This window comes from Paenibacillus cymbidii (assembly GCF_004764705.1).
Lineage (GTDB): Bacteria > Bacillota > Bacilli > Paenibacillales > NBRC-103111 > Paenibacillus_AN > Paenibacillus_AN cymbidii.
Genome location: NZ_SHLX01000038.1, coordinates 60,301 through 79,053, shown reverse-complemented (window position 1 = coordinate 79,053; position 18,753 = coordinate 60,301). Strand labels below are relative to the sequence as shown.

Sequence of the window (18,753 nt, the reverse complement as noted above, 5' to 3'; positions counted from 1 at the left end):
ATTACAATCGCACTCGCATCCATTCGTCAATTGGTTACCTCACCCCGCATTTATGCGAAAAAAGGTACTACGAGCAACAGCAGATCGCTTAAATTGTGTGTCTACTTTCTTGACAAAGGTACACGGCGGGCCCGCGAAGCAGCTGCAGCGCATGAAACATGCGCTAAACGCACCGCGGCAAGCCCGCGAAGCAGCTGCAGCGCATGAAAATGAGAGGAGACGATAACTGTGAGCAGAACGTTCATCGACTTGTCGCTCGACATTTATCACGGGGCGCCGACGTTTGCCTGGGACCCCAAGTGCGCGGTCATCGCGCACAACACGGTAGACAGCATCGGCTACAACATTACGCAGCTGTCGATCAGCACCCACCAAGGCACGCATCTCGATGCCCCGTTCCATTTTCTCGACGAAGGCCGCACGGTCGAGCAGCTCGATCTGCACCAATGCATCGGCGACGCCGTGCTGATCGATCTGTCCGCCAAGCAGGCGAAGGAGCCGATCGACGTCGCCGATTTTCTGCCGTACGAAGCCTCCGTCAAAGAGGGCGCGCTCATTATTTACCGTACGGGCTGGGACCGGCAATTCCCGCACAAGCACTATTTCAGCGATTTTCCATATATGACGATCGAACTGGCACGATGGCTGGCGGAGCGTCGCATCGGCATGATCGGCATGGACGTGCCGACGCCGAACCCGCAAGACTACGACCCGGTCCACAAGCTGCTGCTCGGCGCCGGAATCGTCATTGTCGAAGGGCTCGCCAACCTGGATCGGATCGGGCGCGACCGCTTCTTCTTCATGGCGGCTCCGCTGCGCATCCGCGGTCGCGACGGCTCGCCCGTGCGGGCGCTGGCGATGCTGGGAGACGCAACGTAACGGTTCTCCCGCATAGCGGCCGCCCCGGCGCACACCGTCGCCGGCCAGCCGCCCGGCCGCCCCGGCGCACACCGCCGCCGGGCAGCCGCGGATCCGCCGCCGCAACGGCGCGCGGGCCAGCCACCGACCGGCCGGCCCGCGCGCCGTTGCGGCATCCGGCCAGACAGAAGCGCATCAACTCGGAGGGACATTGGATGTCGATTTTTAAAGCGATGAAGGATTATTACGAAGCGGATCGGAAATGGCTGCTGATTGCGACCGTCTGCCTGCTGACGAACACGGCGCTCGGCCTCGTTTACCCGAACCTGCTGCGCTATTTGATCGACGATGTCATCATGCCGAAGCGGTACGGGCTCGTTCCGTACGTAGCTGCAGCCAATATCGCCGTCGTTGCGCTGAAGGCCGGCCTGACGTTTCTGTACGGCCACTTCGGCGGCAAGTTCGGCAACAAGGTGGCCTACAACCTGCGCAAGGCGCTGTACGCCAAGCTGCAGCAGCTGTCGTTTCCGTTCTACGACAAGGCGCGCACCGGCGATCTGATGTCGCGCGTGACGTCGGACCTGGAGACGATCCGCAATTTCGGCTCCTTCGAAGTGCCGCATATGTTCAATTATTTTGCCTGCATTACATTCAGCTCGGCCGTCATGTTTACGATCTCCTGGCAGCTGACGCTGTGCGTGCTGGCCGTGCTGCTCCCGCTCGGCTTCATTGCCGTGCGCTTCCAGACCCGCGTGGAGCCGGCGTTCCGCACGATCCGCACCTCGGTCAGCCAAATGACGACGGCGGCGCAGGAAAACATCACCGGCGTGCGCACGGTCAAGTCGTACGCCCGCGAGCCGCACGAGGTCGAGAAGTTCGGCAAGCGCAGCCGCCATTACCGCGGAAGCAACGTGGAAGCGGCCGGCATTCTCGCCCGTTACATCCCGCTGATGGAATGGGTAACGAATCTGGGCGTCGTCGTGCTGGCCGGCATGGGCGGCTACCTGGTGCTGCAGAAGACGCTGACGGTCGGCGAGCTGGTCGCGTTTATGGGCATGATCTGGTTCGCGATCGGCGCGTTGTGGGCGACCGGCTACCACATCAACGTGTACACCCAGACCAAAGCTTCCGCCGAACGCGTTGTCGAGATTTTGCACCATTATGTACCGATCAAGGATAAAGCGTTGGCAGCCGAAACGCAGGCCATGAACAGCTGGGAGGAAGCCGCCGTCCAAGCCGCGCCTACACTGCACGTCCGTCATAACGCCGGCGCGGCGCATGTGCGCTTCGACGACGTCACGTTCACCTACGACGGCCGCCGGCCGGTGATCAGCCACGTCACGCTGGACGCGCCGCCGGGGGCGGTCGTCGGCTTGCTCGGCGGCACCGGCTCCGGCAAATCGACGCTCGTGCACCTGCTGCTGCGCGCTTACGACGTAACGGGCGGGAGCATCGCCGTGGACGGTACGGACATCCGCGACCTGCCGCTGCATGCGCTGCGCGAGCGGATCGCGATCGTGTTCCAGGAGACGTTCCTGTTCTCGTCGACGATTCGCGGCAACATCGCGTACGGCGCGGAAGACGCCGATATGGAACGCATCGAGGCGGCGGCGCGGATCGCTTGCGCGCACGATTTTATCATGGAGCTGCCGCAAGGCTACGATACGGTCGTCGGCGAACGCGGACTCGGCCTGTCGGGCGGCCAGAAGCAGCGGATCGCGATCGCCCGCGCGCTGCTGGCGCAGCCGGACATGCTGATTCTCGACGACGCGACCAGCGCCGTCGACATGGAGACCGAGCGCAGCATCCAGCAAGGGCTGCGGCGCATGCGCGCCTGCACGACGTTCATCATCGCGCACCGCATTTCGTCGCTGCAGCATGCGGACGAAATCGTCGTGCTCGAAGGCGGCGAAGTCGTGCAGCGCGGCACACACGCCCAGTTGCTCGCGCAGAAAGGGCTTTACGCCGACACGTATCGCATCCAGAGCGGCGCCATGGCCGTCCCGGACGCAGAGGAGGAAAATCGCGGATGAGCGCGTTCAAACGATTCATCTACCCGAACGACGAAGCGATGGAGAAGCCGTTCGACTGGTCGCAGCTTCGCCGGCTCTCCGCCTACATGAAGCCGTACCGCAGGCAGCTGCTGGCGGTCGTGCTCGTCATGATGGCGCTCGGGGCTTTGACGCGGCTGGCCATTCCGCTCTTGATCAGCTACATCGTCGACCGGGCGCTGCTCGGCGGCGACGGCCATTTGCTGGCCGTCTACGTCTCCGTCATGTTCGCGCTGTACGCCGTCCAATGGGGAGCCAGCTATTTCCGCACCCGCTACACGAGCATCATCGGCCAGAAAATGATCCACGACCTGCGCTTCGACTTGTTCCGCCACATCCAGCGGCTGTCGTTCCGCTTCTTCGACCGGCGTCCGGCCGGTTCGGTGCTCGTGCGCGTCACGAACGACGTCAATGCGCTGCAGGACCTGTTCACCAACGGCGCCGTCAACCTGATGATCGACTGCGTGCAGTTGATCGGGGTCGTCGCGATTTTGCTTGCGCTGAACGTGAAGCTGGCGCTGGCGATTATTGTGACCGTGCCGCTGCTGTTCATCGTCACGCATTCGCTGCAGATGCGCATCCGCCGCGTCTGGCAGGACGTGCGAGGCAAACAATCGCACATCAACGCGCATCTGAACGAAAGCATCCAGGGCATCCGCGTGACGCAGGCGTTCGTGCAGGAACGGAACAACATGGCCTACTTCGAGGAGATGAACCGCGAGAACCGGCGGCTGTGGAACCGGGCGACAACGCTCAACGTGAGCTTCGGCCCGTTCATCGAGCTGACGGCGGCGGTCGGCACGTCGATCCTGTTCGTCTACGGCACGCACCTGATCCGCACGGACGCGATTACGATCGGCTTGCTGGTGGCGTTCTCCACCTATGTGACCAGCTTCTGGGAGCCGATCACCCGACTCGGCGCCATGTATTCGTCGCTGCTGGTGGCGATGGCGTCGTCCGAACGCATTTTCGAGCTGATGGACGAACGCCCGGTCGTGGCGGAAAAGCCGGACGCGCAGGAGATGCCGCCGATCCGCGGCAACATTCGGCTGACGGACGTCGTCTTCGAATACGAGGAAGGACGCCCGGCGCTGCGCGGCGTCAGCCTTGAAGCGCGGGAAGGGCAGTCGATCGCGCTTGTCGGCCATACCGGCTCGGGCAAAAGCACGATCGTCAACCTGCTCTGCCGCTTCTACGATCCGACCGCGGGCTCGGTTACGATCGACGGCGTCGACATCCGCGACGTGACGCTGCGCAGCCTTCGTTCGCAAGTCAGCATCGTCATGCAGGACACGTTCCTGTTCTCCGGCACGATCCGCGACAATATCCGCTTCGGCCGGTTGGAGGCGACGGATCGCGAGGTCGAGGCGGCCGCCAAGTCGGTGCGGGCGCACGATTTTATTATGAGGTTGCCGGACGGCTACGACACCGAGGTGGAGGAACGCGGCGGCATTTTGTCCGCGGGACAGCGGCAGCTGCTGTCGTTCGCCCGCGCGCTCTTGGCCAATCCGCGCATCCTCATTCTCGACGAAGCGACGGCCAGCATCGATACGGAAACCGAGCTGCGCATCCAGGAGGCGCTGCAAACGCTGCTCGCCGGCCGCAATTCCTTCATCATCGCCCACCGCCTGTCGACCATTCGCGGTGCCGACCGCATCGTTGCGCTCGATCACGGCGCGATCGTCGAACAAGGCACGCACGACGAATTGCTTGCGGCGCGAGGGGTGTACTATGGTATGCTCGAAGCGCAGCACCGCTTCCGCGAAGAGGCGGATCCGGCCGATTCGGAAGCCGCAGTCGCCGAACAACCGAAACGATAACGATGGAGGGACACAGCGGATGAGGGACGAACAAGGAAAGCCGCATACGAAGGAAGACATTTGCGCCCATTGGGCGGACGAATACGATCGTCATCTGGGCGCCATCGTGACGCCGATTTACCAGACTTCGCTGTTCACGCGCAAAACGATGAATCACGGCTACACCTACACGCGTGTCGCCAATCCGACAACCGAAGTCGTGGAGCGGAAAATCGCCGCGCTCGAGGAAGGGGAGGCGGCGCGCTGCTTCTCGTCCGGAATGGCGGCAATTACGGCGGCGTTGATGAGCGTGCTGGAGAAGGACAGCCATGTCGTGTGCCCGCTTAACGTATATGCGCCGACGAAGGCGTTCCTCGAATCGTACATGGCCAAATTCGGCGTCGAAGTCACGTTCGTCTCCGGCGAGGACGTAGCCGATTTCGAGCGGGCGCTGCGGCCCAACACGAAGGCGATCTATCTGGAGACGCCGCTGTCGAACGTGTTTACGCTGCAGGATTTGCGCGCCATCGCAACGCTTGCCCGGTCGCGCGGCATCGTGACGATCGCCGACAACACGTGGGCGACGCCGCTGTATCAGAACCCGATTGCCTGCGGCATCGACCTTGTCGTGCACTCCGCGACAAAATATATGGGCGGGCACAGCGACATTCTCGCCGGCGTCGTCGTTGGCAGCGAAGCGGCGATGGAAGGGCTGACGCACCGCGAGCGGGGCATGTTCGGCGCGGCCATGGATCCGCACCAGGCATGGCTGCTGCTGCGCGGGCTGCGCACGCTGCCGGTGCGCATGCGCCAGCACCAGGAAAGCGCACTGGCGATCGCCGCCTTCCTCGAAGCGCATCCGCAGGTCGAACGCGTGCTTTATCCGGGGCTGCCCAGCCATCCGCAGTACGAGCTCGGCCGGAGCCAGATGAGCGGGTATTCGGGTTTGATCGGCTTTGTGCCGAAAGGGAGCAAGGAACAAGTCCAGCGCTTCATCAAGCGGCTGGAATTGTTCCAGGAAGGGCCGAGCTGGGGCGGCTTCGAAAGCCTGATCAACTCGCCCGGCCTCTGGATCGACGAAGCGACGTCGCGGGCGACCGGCATGCCGCTGAACTTGCTGCGCATCTCGCTCGGACTGGAGCACACCGGCTCGCTGATGGACGACTTGGATCGTGCCTTGGCACAAATGAACAGCTGAATACAGGGCAAATAGATTTCCAATTTGTTGGCAGAAAGGTGGTTAATAATCGGCCGAAAGAGTAAAATGAGGCGAATAAACAGCCTTCCATGAAGGCGCATACCGAATCCGAACCGCCGGCCGCCATCCCCGCGGGGCGGTTTGATCCCCGGATATCTGCTCATTAAAAGTTTGGACATGCTAAATGCATTGCGGGCGATCCTCAAGCAGGCATTAAGGAGGAGATGGAATGTTGGGGCAATGGAAGCGCGGAGTCACGTTCGGTCTGACGCTGATGCTGGCCTCGGCTGTATTCATGGCGGGCTGCTCCAAATTGTCGTCGTCCGGGACGGACAAGTCCGCGCAGTCGGACAAACAAGTCAAGCTGCGCGTGATGATTTACGATCGCGGCAATGCGCCGGACGGCATGAAGCTGACGGAAGCGCCGTTGATCAAGTGGGCGCAGCAGCAGGTCAAACCGCTGGGCATCGACCTTGACTTTGTTCCGGTTCCGCGCGGGGAAGCCGAAAACAAGCTGAACGTATGGCTGGCATCGGGCGAAGCGCCGGACATCATTTTTACGTACGAGCTGAATACGTTGTTCAAATATGCGCAGCAAGGCGGCTTGTGGCAGCTGGGCGAGCTGCTCGACAAGTACGGGCCGCAGATCGTGAAAAACAACCAGAAGGCGTTGGAGCAAGCCGGCAACTACGAAGGCAAACGTTACGCCATTCCGGCGCTGCGGGCGAATCCGGCGATCGGTCCGGCCCTCAAGATCCGCCAGGACTGGCTGGACAAACTCGGGTTGAAGGCGCCGGAAACCGTCGACGAACTGTATCGGGTGTTGAAAACGTTTAAAGAGAAAGATCCCGGCAATGTGGGCAAGGATAAAGTGGTGCCGATGGCATTCCCGGCAATCGGCAAGGCGTTTATGTACGCCCTTTCCGGCGGTTTCGGCATCAATCCGAAGCTGCAGGGCAACGGCACCGACATGTTCGGCGGCGTATGGAAGGATGACCGTTATATTAGCGCGATCGCTTCCGAAGGCGGACGCGAAATGATGAAGTTCCTCAACAAGCTGTACAAGGAAGAGCTGATCCCGAGGGAGTTCGGCACGGACGTCAACAGCCTGCAGTTTAACCAGTATATCGCGCAAGGCGTGACGGGCGTCGTCGAGAACAACGACTCCGGCTGGTCGCTGACCGATTCGACGCGCAGGTCGGTGCCGGAAGCCAGATGGCTGCCGTTCGGTCCGCTGCGATCGGCTGACGGCAACGCTTACGCCGGCGGCGCCGCCGACTACGGCATGCTCATCATGCTGCCGAAGGCGAGCAGGGAAGAGCAGGCGATTGCCGCCGTGAAATATTTGAACTGGATGGCCGATCCGAAAATCATCAAAACGCTGCAATCCGGCATCGAAGGCGTCCACTATCAAATCGACGCGGACGGCATAACCGTGCCGATCAATGTGGAGAAGAACAAGCGAGAGATCGAATGGTACGCCGGTCCCGGCGATCTGGAGATCATTCAGCAAGGCCAGCCGGCGCAAAATTACGAGTATTACTTGAAAGCCGGGAAGAAAAACCCGGCCGGCGTATTCGACGCGGAATATTACGCCAAAGTGACGACACAATTTATGGACATGTTTATCAAAAATACGCCGAAAACCGTCGTGATCACCGACCCGCGCCCGTTCGCGCAAAAGAACCAGGCAGCGATTCAGAAATTTCTGAACGAATCGATAACGAAGGTAATTGTCGCCGCAGATCCGGACAAAGAATACGACATCATGATCGACGGCTGGAAGAAGCTTGGCGGCGAAGAATTCGACAAAGAAATGACCGAAGCGTACAAACATGCGGGTTATAAGCCGTAAAGCGGCGCTGAAACAGGCGAAGCCGCTCCTGCCGCGAGGCAGGGGCGGCTTCTGCGCGTATACGGAACGTCGCTTATTTAGTGCCGAGTTGTTCCGCCAAACCGATTAGAAGTCCTTCGACTCCACGAATGTAGCAGAGGCGATACGAGTTCTCGTACTGAACCACATCGCCAACGAGCTTAGCGCCGTGTTTGACGAGTCTGGATACCAGTTCGTCAATGTCTTCAACGGCGAACATGACGCGCAGATAACCGAGGGAGTTTACAGGAGCGGTTCGGTGATCGGCTACAGGAGGCGGGGTGAGAAATCGCGAAAGTTCAAGTCTGCTGTGGCCATCCGGGGTAACCATCATGGCAATCTCCACGCGCTGCGAATCCAGCCCGGTTACGCGGCCGGCCCATTCGCCTTCGACAAAAGCCCGCCCTTCGAGCTTCAAGCCGATCTCCTCGAAGAAAGCGATGGCGTTTTCAAGCGATTCTACGACGATGCCAACATTGTCCATTCGCAGTAACTTGCTTTTTGCCATCGTGTTATCTCCTTTGTGTACCAAATTTATTACCGGAGCATCTTCGCAGTTCATTATAACATGCCCGTCAGCTTAACGCCCCACGCCAGTCCGGTACTCAGCGCGCAGGCGGGTAGGAGACAAAATAAGCCATAAAAAATGGCCTATTCGCCGTATTTGACCGGCCGCTGCAAAAATAGCCAGTGAAAACACTGGCTATTGGGGCCATACAGCCCCAAATCGGGCCTTTCAACGCGAATAGCCAGTGAAATCACTGGCTATTCCGCCGAGACGGCCTTTTTTGGCCCAATAGGCCATAAATAATGGCCTATTGGGCCGGCCCATGCCGAACCAGGCCTAGATCCGATCCAATTCCGATCGTCGAACAAGCTAATTCGCTACCTGCCCGCTGATTTCGCACCGGTCGTGCTTGCCCGCTCACTCGCCGGCACGCTCCGCTCAACCGAACGAAGTGACGGTTTCGTACATCGTCCGGTCGGACGCCTGGATCAGCTTCAGCAGCAGCTCCTTGGCGGCGTCGTAGTCGTCGGTGTGGATCATCGACGCGGACGTGTGAATGTAGCGCGCGCACAACCCAAGCACCGCCGTCGGCACGCCCCGGCCGTGCAAATGAACTTTGCCGCCGTCCGTAGCGCCCGGCGAAATAAAGAACTGATACGGAATCCGATTCGTTTCGGCCGTATCGACCACAAAATCGATCAGCGTCCGATTCGGCACAATCGAGCTGTCCAGAATCCGGATGACCGCGCCTTTGCCGAGCCGGCCGAGCGCGTTCGGGTCGCCGCCGGTATCGTTCGCCGGTCCGGCCTCAAGGATGTAGCACAAGTCGGGATTGATCAAGGCGGCTGCCGTTTGCGCCCCGCGCATGCCGACTTCCTCCTGCACGGTTGCGCCGGCGTACAGCGTATTCGGCAGCTTCGCCGTCTTCAGCTCGCGCAGCAGCTCGATCGCGAGCCCAACGCCGAAGCGGTTGTCCCATGCTTTGGCGACGATTTTTTTGCTGCCAGCCATCGGCGTAAACGGGCTCACCGGCACGACCGGCAAGCCGGGGCGCACGCCCATCGCTTCCGTCTGCCGGCGCGATTCGGCGCCGATGTCGATCGTCATCGCCGCGATATCGACCGGCTTGCTGCGCTCCGCTTCGCTCAGCAGATGGCGCGGCGTGGAACTGATGATGCCGAGCACCGGGCCGTTCTTGGTCGAAATTTGCACACGCTGGGCGAGCATGACCTGGCTCCACCAGCCCCCAAGCGGCTGGAACCGGATCAGGCCGTTGTCGAGCACGGCCGTCACCATCATGCCGACTTCGTCCATATGGCCCGCGGCCATAATAACCGGGCCGTTCGGATCGCCGCGCAGCACGCCGAATACGCTGCCCAGGCGATCTTCGGCGATTTCGTCGGTGATTTGGGCGATTTCGCCGCGAACGAACCGCCGCACTTCGTGCTCGAAGCCGGGGGCACCGGGCAACTCGGTCAACGTTTGAAACAAGGCAAGCGTCGATTGATCCATCGTATTTCCTCCCATTGTCGTACGGAATTCGGCTGCCTGCGCGGCAGCCGCTGTAGCGTGATTTTACGATAGCGGCTGTCCGGCATCATGTCAACGCATGCGGCAACACATGTTAAAATAACGCATAAAAAAGCAAATCCGCGCCATGTAAAACGCTTTCAACTGCCCTTATACTGGGGGGGATAGAAGGGGAAAGACGAGGCGATCGGAGTGAACGTTAGCAGCGCTATTCGCCAATACGAAAGCGATATCGAACGCGGCATCCGCGAGCTGATCGGCATCCGCAGCTTCCTGGAGGAACCGCAGCCGGGCCTGCCGTACGGCAGCGGCGTGGACCGCGCGCTCCGCTATATGCTGGAGCTGGGCGAGCGGCTCGGGTTTGCCGCCAAATATGTGGACGGGTACGCCGGCCATCTCGAATACGGCAGCGGCGACGAGCTGGCTGCCGTTCTGGTGCATGTCGACACGGTGCCCGAAGGCGCGGGCTGGACGGTCGATCCGTTCGGCGGCGAGCTGCGGGACGGTACGATATTCGGCCGCGGCGCTTCCGACAACAAGGGGCCGGCGATCGTCGCGCTGTATGCGCTGCGGGCGATTGCCGACATGGGCATCGCCCCGCGCCGCACGTTCCGCGTCATCGTCGGCACGAACGAAGAGAACGGCATGACCGACATGGACCATTACCTGGCTGCCGAAAAGCTGCCGGATTACGCTTTTGTGCCGGATGCAGGGTATCCGATCATTCACGCCGAAAAAGCTTACTACGTGCTGCGCATTCGCCAGGACCGCGAGATCAGCGAGGTCGAATGGCCGCCGCACCCGCAAACGCCGCCGCTTAGCATCGTTTCCGTCGCCGGCGGGAAGGCGGCGAATGTAGTGCCGGAGCGCTGCGAGGCGGAGCTGCGCGCGCCGGCGGACAGCGGCCCGTGGGCGGAGAAGCTGCGCGAATGCGCGGCGGCCGACCCGCGCATCGCCATCGAGCGGCTGGACGCGCAGACGATCCGCGTGCGGGCGGAAGGGCGCAGCGGCCACGGCTCGAATCCGCATTCGGGCATCAATGCGATTGCGCATCTGGCGGCGTTTCTCCGGCTGCTTGCGGACGAACGGGTGCTGCGCGAGGACGGCATCTGCGCGTTCACCCGTTTCCTGCATGAGCGGATCGGCTTCGAGGCGTTTGGCGAATCGCTCGGCATCGCATGCAGCGACGGCGACTACGGACGGCTCACCGTCAATCTGGCGGCGATCCGGGCGGACGGGGAGCGGCAGGAAGCGACGCTGAACGTTCGCGTCCCGCCGACTCTCGATGACCACGCCATGATTGCGAGGCTGCGCGGCGTGCTGCAGGCGCATGGAATGGAACTCGAGATCGTCGATTATCTCGAGCCGCTGTTCGTGCCAGGCGAACATCCGCTGATCCGCAAGCTGAGCCGGGCCTATGAAACGGTCACCGGCGAACCGGCCAAGCTGCTGGCGATCGGCGGCGGCACTTACGCGCGGAAGCTGCGCAATCGCGGCGTCGCTTTCGGCGCCGGTTTTCCCGGGCTGGACACGAATGTGCATCGACCGGACGAGTTCGTCCGGCTGGAAGACATGATGCGGCACGGCGAAATATGCACACAAGCCATTTATGAGCTGCTATACGCGGATGAATCGTGAAAATGAAAGTGGAGGGATTACGATGAGCTTGGCGATCGGCCAGATGCAAATCAACGCTTTGACGGACCCGCAAGGAATCGACAGCGCGAATCCGGCGTTCAGTTGGACGCTGGATGCGGACAGACGCGGCGCCGCGCAAACCGCCTACCGCATTATTGTCGCTTCCGGCACGGAGCGGCTGCGGCAGGACGAAGGCGACATGTGGGATTCGGGCCGGATCGATTCGCAGCGCACGAACGGGATTCGTTACGAAGGCAAGCCGCTTGCGTCCGGTCGGCCGTACTGGTGGAAAGTGACGGTATGGGACGAAAACGGCAACCGCTCCGACTGGAGCGACACGGCGACCTGGTCGATGGGGCTGCTGTCGCGCAAGGAATGGCGGGGCAAGTGGATCGGCCTGAAATCGCCCCACCGTCCGACTCATGCCGAGCCGAAGCCGGCCGTTTATTTGCGCGGGTCGTTTACCGTCGCGAAGCCCGTCCGCAGAGCGATGCTGTACGGCACCGCGCTGGGCGCCTACGAGCTGAGCGTAAACGGCAGACGGATCGGCGCGGATACGCTGACGCCGGACTGGACCGACTACAATATTCGCGTGCAATACCAGGCCTATGACTTGACCGGCGAGCTGGCGCAAGGGGAGAACACGATCGCCGCTCTGCTCGGCCAAGGCTGGTACGCCGGTTATATCGGCATGTTCGGTTATCAGAAGTATGGGCAAAATCCGCGCCTGCTCGTGCAGCTGAACGTCGAGTACGAAGACGGAACGACAGCATCGTTCGTTTCCGACGCGTCATGGAAAGCATCGTTCGGGCCGCTGCTGGCGACCGATTTTCATATGGGCGAAACGTACGACGCCCGGCTTGAGCAGCCGGGCTGGGAACGGACCGGCTTCGACGACAGCGGGTGGAATGCGGCCGACATTTTTTACGAGTACAAAGGGCATATCGTGTCCGCCATATGTCCGCCGGTGCGCACCATGCTGAAACTGGCGCCGCAATCGATCGTTCGCAAAGAAGCCGGCCGCTGCATCGTCGACATGGGGCAGAACATGGTCGGCCGGCTGCAGCTGCGCGTCCGGGGCGGCGCGGCCGGCGACACCGTCGTGATCCGCCACGGCGAAGCGCTGGACGAGGCGGGCGAGCTGTATACCGCCAATTTGCGGCTGTCGCGGCAAATCGACACCTTCATGCTCGCCGGAGAGTCGGAGGAAGTGCTGGAGCCGCATTTCACCTTGCACGGGTTCCGGTATGCGGAAATCACGGGCAGTTGCGCAGACCGGCTGGAAGCGGCCGACATCGTCGGCGTGGTCGTGTTTACCGGCCTTGAGCAGGCCGGCAAGCTGGAAACGTCAAGCCCGCTGCTGAACAAGCTGGTGAGCAATATCGAATGGACGCAGCGCGGCAATTTCGTCAGCGTGCCGACCGACTGCCCGCAGCGCGACGAACGGCTCGGCTGGAGCGGCGACGCGCAGGTGTTTTTCCGCACGGCGGCGTATTTGATGAAGGCAGAGCCCTTTTTTGCCAAATGGATGGTCGACCTGACCGACGCCCAGCGGCCGACGGGGGCGTTCACCGACTTTGCGCCGTTCATCCCCGGAGGCAAAACCGAACACGGCGGCGACATGACCTACGACCATACCGCTTCCGCCGGCTGGGGCGACGCGGGCATCATCGTTCCGTGGGAAATGTATCGCGTTTACGGCGATGTCGGCATCATCGAACGCCATTTCGACGCGATGGCCCGTTGGATCGATTTTCTTGCGGAGATGCACCCGGGCCACTTGCGCGAAGATTTGCCGCAGTACGGGGATTGGCTGTCGCTGGCGGAAGCTGCTGGGCTGGGCGATTTCCCCAATGTGGCGCAGTTTTCGACGACGCCGTACGACGTGTTCGCGACGGCCTATTACGCTTATTCGGCCGGTCTGATGGCGAAGATGGCCGCGCTGATCGGCCGGCACGACGACGAGCGGCGGTTCGCCGAACTGAACGGCGCCATCAAGGAAGCGTACAATCGCGCCTACGTGGACGCCGCCGGCCGCATCAAGGGCGACACGCAAAGCGCTTATGCGATGGCGCTGTACATGGATTTGCTGCCGGAGGATAAAAGGGACGCGGCTTTCGCCCGCATCGTCGAGCTGCTGGAAGCGCGCGACTGGCATCTGTCGACAGGAATACACGGGTCGCGTTATATATTGGATATTCTCGTCCGATACGGGAGAGGGGACATTGCGCGCCGGCTGCTGCTTACGCAGACATATCCGTCCTGGTTCTACTCCATTCTGCAGGGGGCCACGACGATCTGGGAACGGTGGGACGGCTGGACGGAGGAGAAAGGATTTCAGCGCCCCGGCATGAACTCGTTCAACCACTACGCGCTCGGAGCGGTCGGCGAATGGATATTCCGACGCATCGGCGGCATCGATACGGACGACACCAAGCCGGGCTTCCGGCACATTCGCATTGAGCCGCTGACCGGCGGCGAGCTGACGCATGCCGATTGCACGTACCGTTCCGTAGTTGGCACGATCGGCTGCTCCTGGAGAAGCGAAGGGGAACGGCTGCGCATGAGCGTGCGCATCCCGGCGGGCGCGACGGCGACGGTGCGCGTGCCGGTACGCGGCGGTCAGCAAGTATGGGAAAGCGGCGTACCTGTGGAGGAAGCGGCGGGCATTCGCGTCGCGGGACGCGAGGACGGCTGCGTGCTGCTCGACGCCGGTTCGGGCGACTACGAATTCGACGTACGTTAAGGTGTGTCATTAGGGCGGATGAGGGAAGAGGAGAGTTCTCATGAACAAACAAACGTATCTGGACTACATCAAAGCGGCGGTGGAGGAAGGGAGAAGCCGTTATGAAGCGGACATCGCCGGCTGGCGGGACACGTTTCAACCCGACCGGTTTCTCGGCATGTACACGCCGCCGGGCAACATTCCGCTGCTCGCGCAGACGGAAGCGTTCCTGTACCGGGTAACCGGCGACGAAACGTACGGCGAGCAGGCCAAAAAGATGCTGCTTGCGATCGAATCGTTCAAAGACATTGTGCCCGCCGAGGTGCGCGAACGCCATCCGGAGTATGCGCAAGGCATCACTTCGTTCGAGCCGCTGTTCCAGGGCACCCACTATTTGACCGGCTACATGTTCATGAAGGATTCGCCGCTGCTGGCGCCGGAAGAGAAACGGCAAATCGAGGATTCGATTCGCAGCGCCGTGCAAGCGATGATCCATTTTCCCGAATGGGGCGCCCACAACCGTTCGATGCTGCGCGTGTTTACGCTGTCGCTGGCGGTCGCCGCGCTCGGCGATACGGAGGAGACGAGGGAATGGGCGAAGCTGCGCGACTATTTGGCGCAGGAGTCGTTCGGCGGCTGGTCGATCGAGGACGCCGAGCTGTATTTGCCGCTGTGGCTGTCGTCCTGCATCGTGTACGCGGAGCAGACGGGCAAGGAAGACGACTATTTCGCCAAGCCGCAAACGAAGTTTTATTTTGACTACATCACGCGGTTGATCGCGCCGTTCGGCCAAATCCCCGATTTTGGCGATGCGAATTTCAATTCGTTCTGGTACTTGTGGCTGGCTTGCCTCGAGAAAGGCGCCGCCCGCTACCGCTGCGGCCACATGAAGCACGCGGCGCGGCAAATATACGATTACGCCGTTTCCGTGCTGGACGGACCGCCGTCGATTTATTTGGCCGCCAATTTTGCCTACGCCTATGTATGGGCCGACGACAGCATCGAGCCGGTGCCGCTGCAAACGGGCAGCGAGCTTGTGCTGGAGGACGTCATCGGCAAAAAAATCGCTTTCCGCGACGGCTGGCACGCCGATGCCGCCTACATGCTGCTCAACTACCGCGACGAGGGCGACTATGCCGCGGTGCCGCGGCAATATTTGCTGCGGACGATCAACGCCCCGGCGGAAAAAGCGCACCACGGCCACGCGGATGAAAACTCGGTCGTGTACCTCGCCCGCGGCCGCAACGTGCTGCTGCACGACGGCGGTTACCGCGACCAGGCGCCGAACGGCAAATACCGCGCCGACATTTACCACAACCGGCTCGTGTTCCGCGAAGGCGCGCCGGAGGCGGGCGGGTCGATGTACGACTTCCTGCACGACGACGGCAAATACCACCGGGTGTCGACGGAGAAGCTGCATTTTCAGACGTATGCCGAGCTCGACTACAGCCGCACGCGGGTGCGCGATCCGTATCGCAAGGTGATGTGGGACCGGTCGATCGTTTATTTGCGCGAGGAAGGCGTGTATATTGTCGCGGACTGGACGCAGGCGCTCGCCGACATGCGGCTCGCCACGGCGAACCTGTGGCATCCGGCCACGGTGCTGGAAGCCGGGGAGGGCTATTGCGTCGGGCAGGTGCGGGAGATCGTGCAGGGGCCGGGCCATCCGACGCCGGTGCGCAACCGGGACGAATGGGCGCTGTTGATCGAATTTCCGCAAACGTCGCGGCCGAACGGGCATGAAACGATCCGCCGCAATTACGCCGATAGCGAAATGATGTACGAGTGGGACAGCCGCGAGGTGACAGCCGGCACGATGAACGCGTTCGTCACCGTGTTGACGCCGTTTGCGCTTGCCTCGGGCGAGCCGCGTCCGGCCGGCCGCGTCGCCGTAACGGAGCTGACGCCTGCCGGCGACCAGCTGTCGCTGCGGTATACGTCCGCGAACGGGGTTGTGTACGATTTGGCCATCAAGCTTGACCTGGAAAAAGGGATTCTGGCCCGCGAAGGGTACCCCAAATACAGCTGGGAACGGAGCAAGCTGGCGTACGGCAAGCTGGAGACCGATGCCGATTTTGCTTATGTCCGCACGGATGGCGCGGGCGGCGGCCGTTTCGGCTTCGTGAACGGAATCGGCGTCGCCTACGATGGCGCGCAGCTGTTCCGCACGCCGCCAATGTCTTCCTACCAGTTCCACGCGTCCGCATTCGAAACGGCGGATCACAAGTGGCGGGCGTGGGACGGGGCGTTTTCGTCCGGCAAGTAGCGACGGCGGAGGCTGCAGGCAGGTAATGAAGCGGGATTAACGGACAAATACGAAGGCTGCCCGGGACGGGCGGCCTTCGTTTTATTTGCTGCGCAATGCTGGCTACGGGTGATCGGTTGTCCGGTGCAAGCGGCGGTAGGCGAGCGGATAAGTCCCGCGATGCGAACGAAACAGGCGGGAGAACGTTTTGTACGAGCCGAAGCCCGCTTCGAGCGCCACGTCCACGACATGGAGATCGGTCGACGCCAGCAGTCCGCAGGCGTAATGCAAGCGCGTTTCGTGCAGGAAGCCGACAAAACTGTGCCCGGTTGCCTGCTTGAACCATTTGCTCAACCGGGACTTGCCGCAATGAAACGTCTCCGCCACGCTTGTCAGCGTCAATTCTTCCCTGAAGTGCAGCTGCACATGCCGCACGATGCGCCGAATCGTTTCCGGCTGTCCCGGACGGCCGACCGCCGCCTCGGCAGTTTGCGGTCTGCGGAGCCGGTCGAACATCACAAGCGCTTCGATCAGCTTGCTGCGCAACAGCTCGTGGCGCCAATGCCCGTTTCCCCGGTACTCGTCGTACAAGCTCCGGAACAACGCGTCCATTGTCCGTTGTGCCTGGCCCTCGGTGTGCACGTGCGATGGCACGGGGGCGGTGTCCGGCTCCGTTTCGTCGAAGCGGGCGGCCAGCTCGCTCGCCGGCCACAGATGCAGGCCAAAGATGCAATTGTACAGCTGCAGGGCGCTTCCCGGTTCGGCGACAATTTCGTGAATGTCGTGCGGGCGGACGAGCGTCAACGTACCGGGACGCATCGGATGCCAGGCGCCGTTGATCCGCTCCCGTCCTTTCCCGGCAATGACCAGGGACAGCTCCATATAGCTGTGGCTGTGCGGCTTGAAGCCGGTATCGGACGCGTTGATGCTGATATGAAACGGCAGCGCGCCGTTCATGTTCGGGTATTCCGCCAAATATTTGGGGTACATGCTCATGGTCCGGCTCCTTGCGCGCAAAATGGCGGTCAAAAGGTGAGATATCCTTGCCAAATATGGCCTGATCGCCGCGGCGGCGGCGTATATGATAAAGGGGCGGCACTCGGCGGGGTTGCCCGATGACGGAGCCGCAACTTTGAACGATCCGGAGGAACTTGCATGACATCTCAATCCGCAACCCGCGGAAGCGGCGGCGCCATCCGCCTCGGCATCATCGGCGCCGGCAACATCGGCCATGCTCACATGAGCGCGTTCAAACAACTGCCCGGCGTCGAGCTGGCCCTGGTCACCGACATGAACCGTCATCTGGCCGAACGGCGAAAGCTGGAGCACCAAATCGGCACAGTGGCGGACAGCGCGGAGGCGATCATTGGCGACCCTTCGATTGACGCAGTCGTCATCGCCGTGCCCAACCTGTCCCATGCGCCGCTCGCCATTCAGGCGCTGCGGGCGGGCAAACATGTGCTGCTGGAAAAACCGATGGCGATCGACACCGCTTCCGCCAAGGATATTGTCCGGGTCGAACGGGAGTCGGGACGGGTGCTGCTGGTCGGCCATCAAATGCGCTGGGAATGGGTCGCGCAGGCGATCAAGGCGCAGGCGGACAAGCAAGCGTTCGGCCGCATCTACCACGTCAAGGCCGGCTGGCTGCGGCGCAAAGGCATTCCCGGCTGGGGCACCTGGTTTACGCAGAAGGCGCAGTCGGGCGGCGGACCGCTGATCGACATCGGCGTGCACATGCTCGATCTGTCGCTGCATCTGATGGGCGGTCCGCGGCCGGTGGCCGTCTACGGTTCGGTTTATGCCGAACTGGGCCCGCAGCGGCGGGGGATCGGCACCTGGGGAACCCCGGACTGGAACGGCCGTTTCGACGTGGAGGATATGGCGGCGGCGCTCATCCGCATGGATGACGGCAGCATGTTGTCGCTTGAAGCAAGCTGGGCGGTTCATCTCGATACCGACAGCGCTCCTTTCGTCCACTTGCTCGGCACGGAAGGCGGAGCGGCCTATCGCGGCAGCCGGGGCAAGCTGCTGACGGAGCGCTTCGACCGCGAAGTGGAGTTGGAGCTTGCGACACCGGCCGACGACGAAGGCTCGCGGCTGCGGATGAGCCGCCACTTTCTTGCCTGCGTGCGCGGCGAAGAGAAGCCTGTCACCACGGCGATGACCGGTCTGGCCAGCAACCTGGTGCTCGGAGCGATTTATGAATCGTCGCGCACCGGCCGCGAGGTAGAGCTTGACTGGACCTTGTAAGGTCGCCCACTGCGGCGCGCAGATTCGCACGAATAGCCAGTGAAATCGCTGGATATTTTAATTCAGAAAGCCCACTTT

General features: G+C 61.9%; 12 protein-coding genes. 9 read left to right on the top strand and 3 right to left on the bottom strand.

Features of this window, described 5'->3' with window-relative positions; all coding sequences use genetic code 11:
- The first annotated feature begins 228 nt into the window (after nucleotides 1–228).
- The 5 genes from EXY20_RS33730 (at nucleotide 229) to EXY20_RS33710 (ending at nucleotide 7,761) form a co-directional block, all read left to right on the top strand.
- Complete coding sequence (locus tag EXY20_RS33730) at nucleotides 229–879, top strand: cyclase family protein (RefSeq protein ID WP_167859710.1); 651 nt, start codon at nucleotides 229–231, stop codon at nucleotides 877–879.
- Nucleotides 880–1,073: 194 nt separating this feature from the next.
- Complete coding sequence (locus EXY20_RS33725; protein ID WP_135556830.1) at nucleotides 1,074–2,891, top strand: ABC transporter ATP-binding protein; 1,818 nt, start codon at nucleotides 1,074–1,076, stop codon at nucleotides 2,889–2,891.
- On the top strand, nucleotides 2,888–4,729 hold the full coding sequence (locus EXY20_RS33720) for an ABC transporter ATP-binding protein (protein WP_135556829.1): 1,842 nt from the start codon (nucleotides 2,888–2,890) through the stop codon (nucleotides 4,727–4,729). Before EXY20_RS33725 ends, EXY20_RS33720 begins: the two co-directional genes overlap by 4 nt.
- Before the next feature lie 19 nt (nucleotides 4,730–4,748).
- A complete protein-coding gene (locus EXY20_RS33715; protein ID WP_135556828.1) occupies nucleotides 4,749–5,906 on the top strand; it encodes a trans-sulfuration enzyme family protein in 1,158 nt (385 codons plus the stop codon).
- 229 nt (nucleotides 5,907–6,135) lie between these two features.
- Nucleotides 6,136–7,761, top strand: a complete 1,626-nt coding sequence (locus tag EXY20_RS33710) for an extracellular solute-binding protein (RefSeq protein ID WP_135556827.1) — start codon at nucleotides 6,136–6,138, stop codon at nucleotides 7,759–7,761.
- A gap of 73 nt (nucleotides 7,762–7,834) precedes the next feature.
- Here EXY20_RS33710 and EXY20_RS33705 read toward each other — a convergent pair whose 3' ends face one another.
- Both EXY20_RS33705 and EXY20_RS33700 read right to left on the bottom strand, forming a co-directional pair.
- Nucleotides 7,835–8,287, bottom strand: a complete 453-nt coding sequence (locus EXY20_RS33705; protein WP_135556826.1) for a VOC family protein — start codon at nucleotides 8,285–8,287, stop codon at nucleotides 7,835–7,837.
- 438 nt (nucleotides 8,288–8,725) lie between these two features.
- Entirely contained in the window at nucleotides 8,726–9,799 is a 1,074-nt protein-coding gene (locus EXY20_RS33700; protein ID WP_135556825.1) for a M42 family metallopeptidase, read from the bottom strand.
- Between the two features lie 210 nt (nucleotides 9,800–10,009).
- On the opposite strand from EXY20_RS33700, the gene EXY20_RS33695 reads away from it, so the two are divergent.
- Genes EXY20_RS33695 through EXY20_RS33685 form a run of 3 tightly spaced genes read left to right on the top strand, consistent with a single transcriptional unit; the run spans nucleotide 10,010 to nucleotide 16,446 of the window.
- Nucleotides 10,010–11,455: a Sapep family Mn(2+)-dependent dipeptidase gene (locus tag EXY20_RS33695; protein ID WP_167859709.1), complete on the top strand. Its 1,446-nt coding sequence runs from the start codon at nucleotides 10,010–10,012 to the stop codon at nucleotides 11,453–11,455.
- Nucleotides 11,456–11,477: 22 nt separating this feature from the next.
- A complete protein-coding gene (locus EXY20_RS33690; protein WP_167859708.1) occupies nucleotides 11,478–14,201 on the top strand; it encodes an alpha-L-rhamnosidase in 2,724 nt (907 codons plus the stop codon).
- Nucleotides 14,202–14,241: 40 nt separating this feature from the next.
- Nucleotides 14,242–16,446: a hypothetical protein gene (locus tag EXY20_RS33685; protein ID WP_135556822.1), complete on the top strand. Its 2,205-nt coding sequence runs from the start codon at nucleotides 14,242–14,244 to the stop codon at nucleotides 16,444–16,446.
- Nucleotides 16,447–16,548: 102 nt separating this feature from the next.
- Here the strand turns inward: EXY20_RS33685 and EXY20_RS33680 are convergent, their stop codons facing one another.
- Nucleotides 16,549–17,421: an AraC family transcriptional regulator gene (locus EXY20_RS33680; RefSeq protein WP_167859707.1), complete on the bottom strand. Its 873-nt coding sequence runs from the start codon at nucleotides 17,419–17,421 to the stop codon at nucleotides 16,549–16,551.
- Nucleotides 17,422–17,580: 159 nt separating this feature from the next.
- Between EXY20_RS33680 and EXY20_RS33675 the strand changes: the two genes are divergently transcribed.
- Nucleotides 17,581–18,675: a Gfo/Idh/MocA family protein gene (locus EXY20_RS33675; RefSeq protein WP_135556820.1), complete on the top strand. Its 1,095-nt coding sequence runs from the start codon at nucleotides 17,581–17,583 to the stop codon at nucleotides 18,673–18,675.
- Nucleotides 18,676–18,753: the final 78 nt, after the last annotated feature.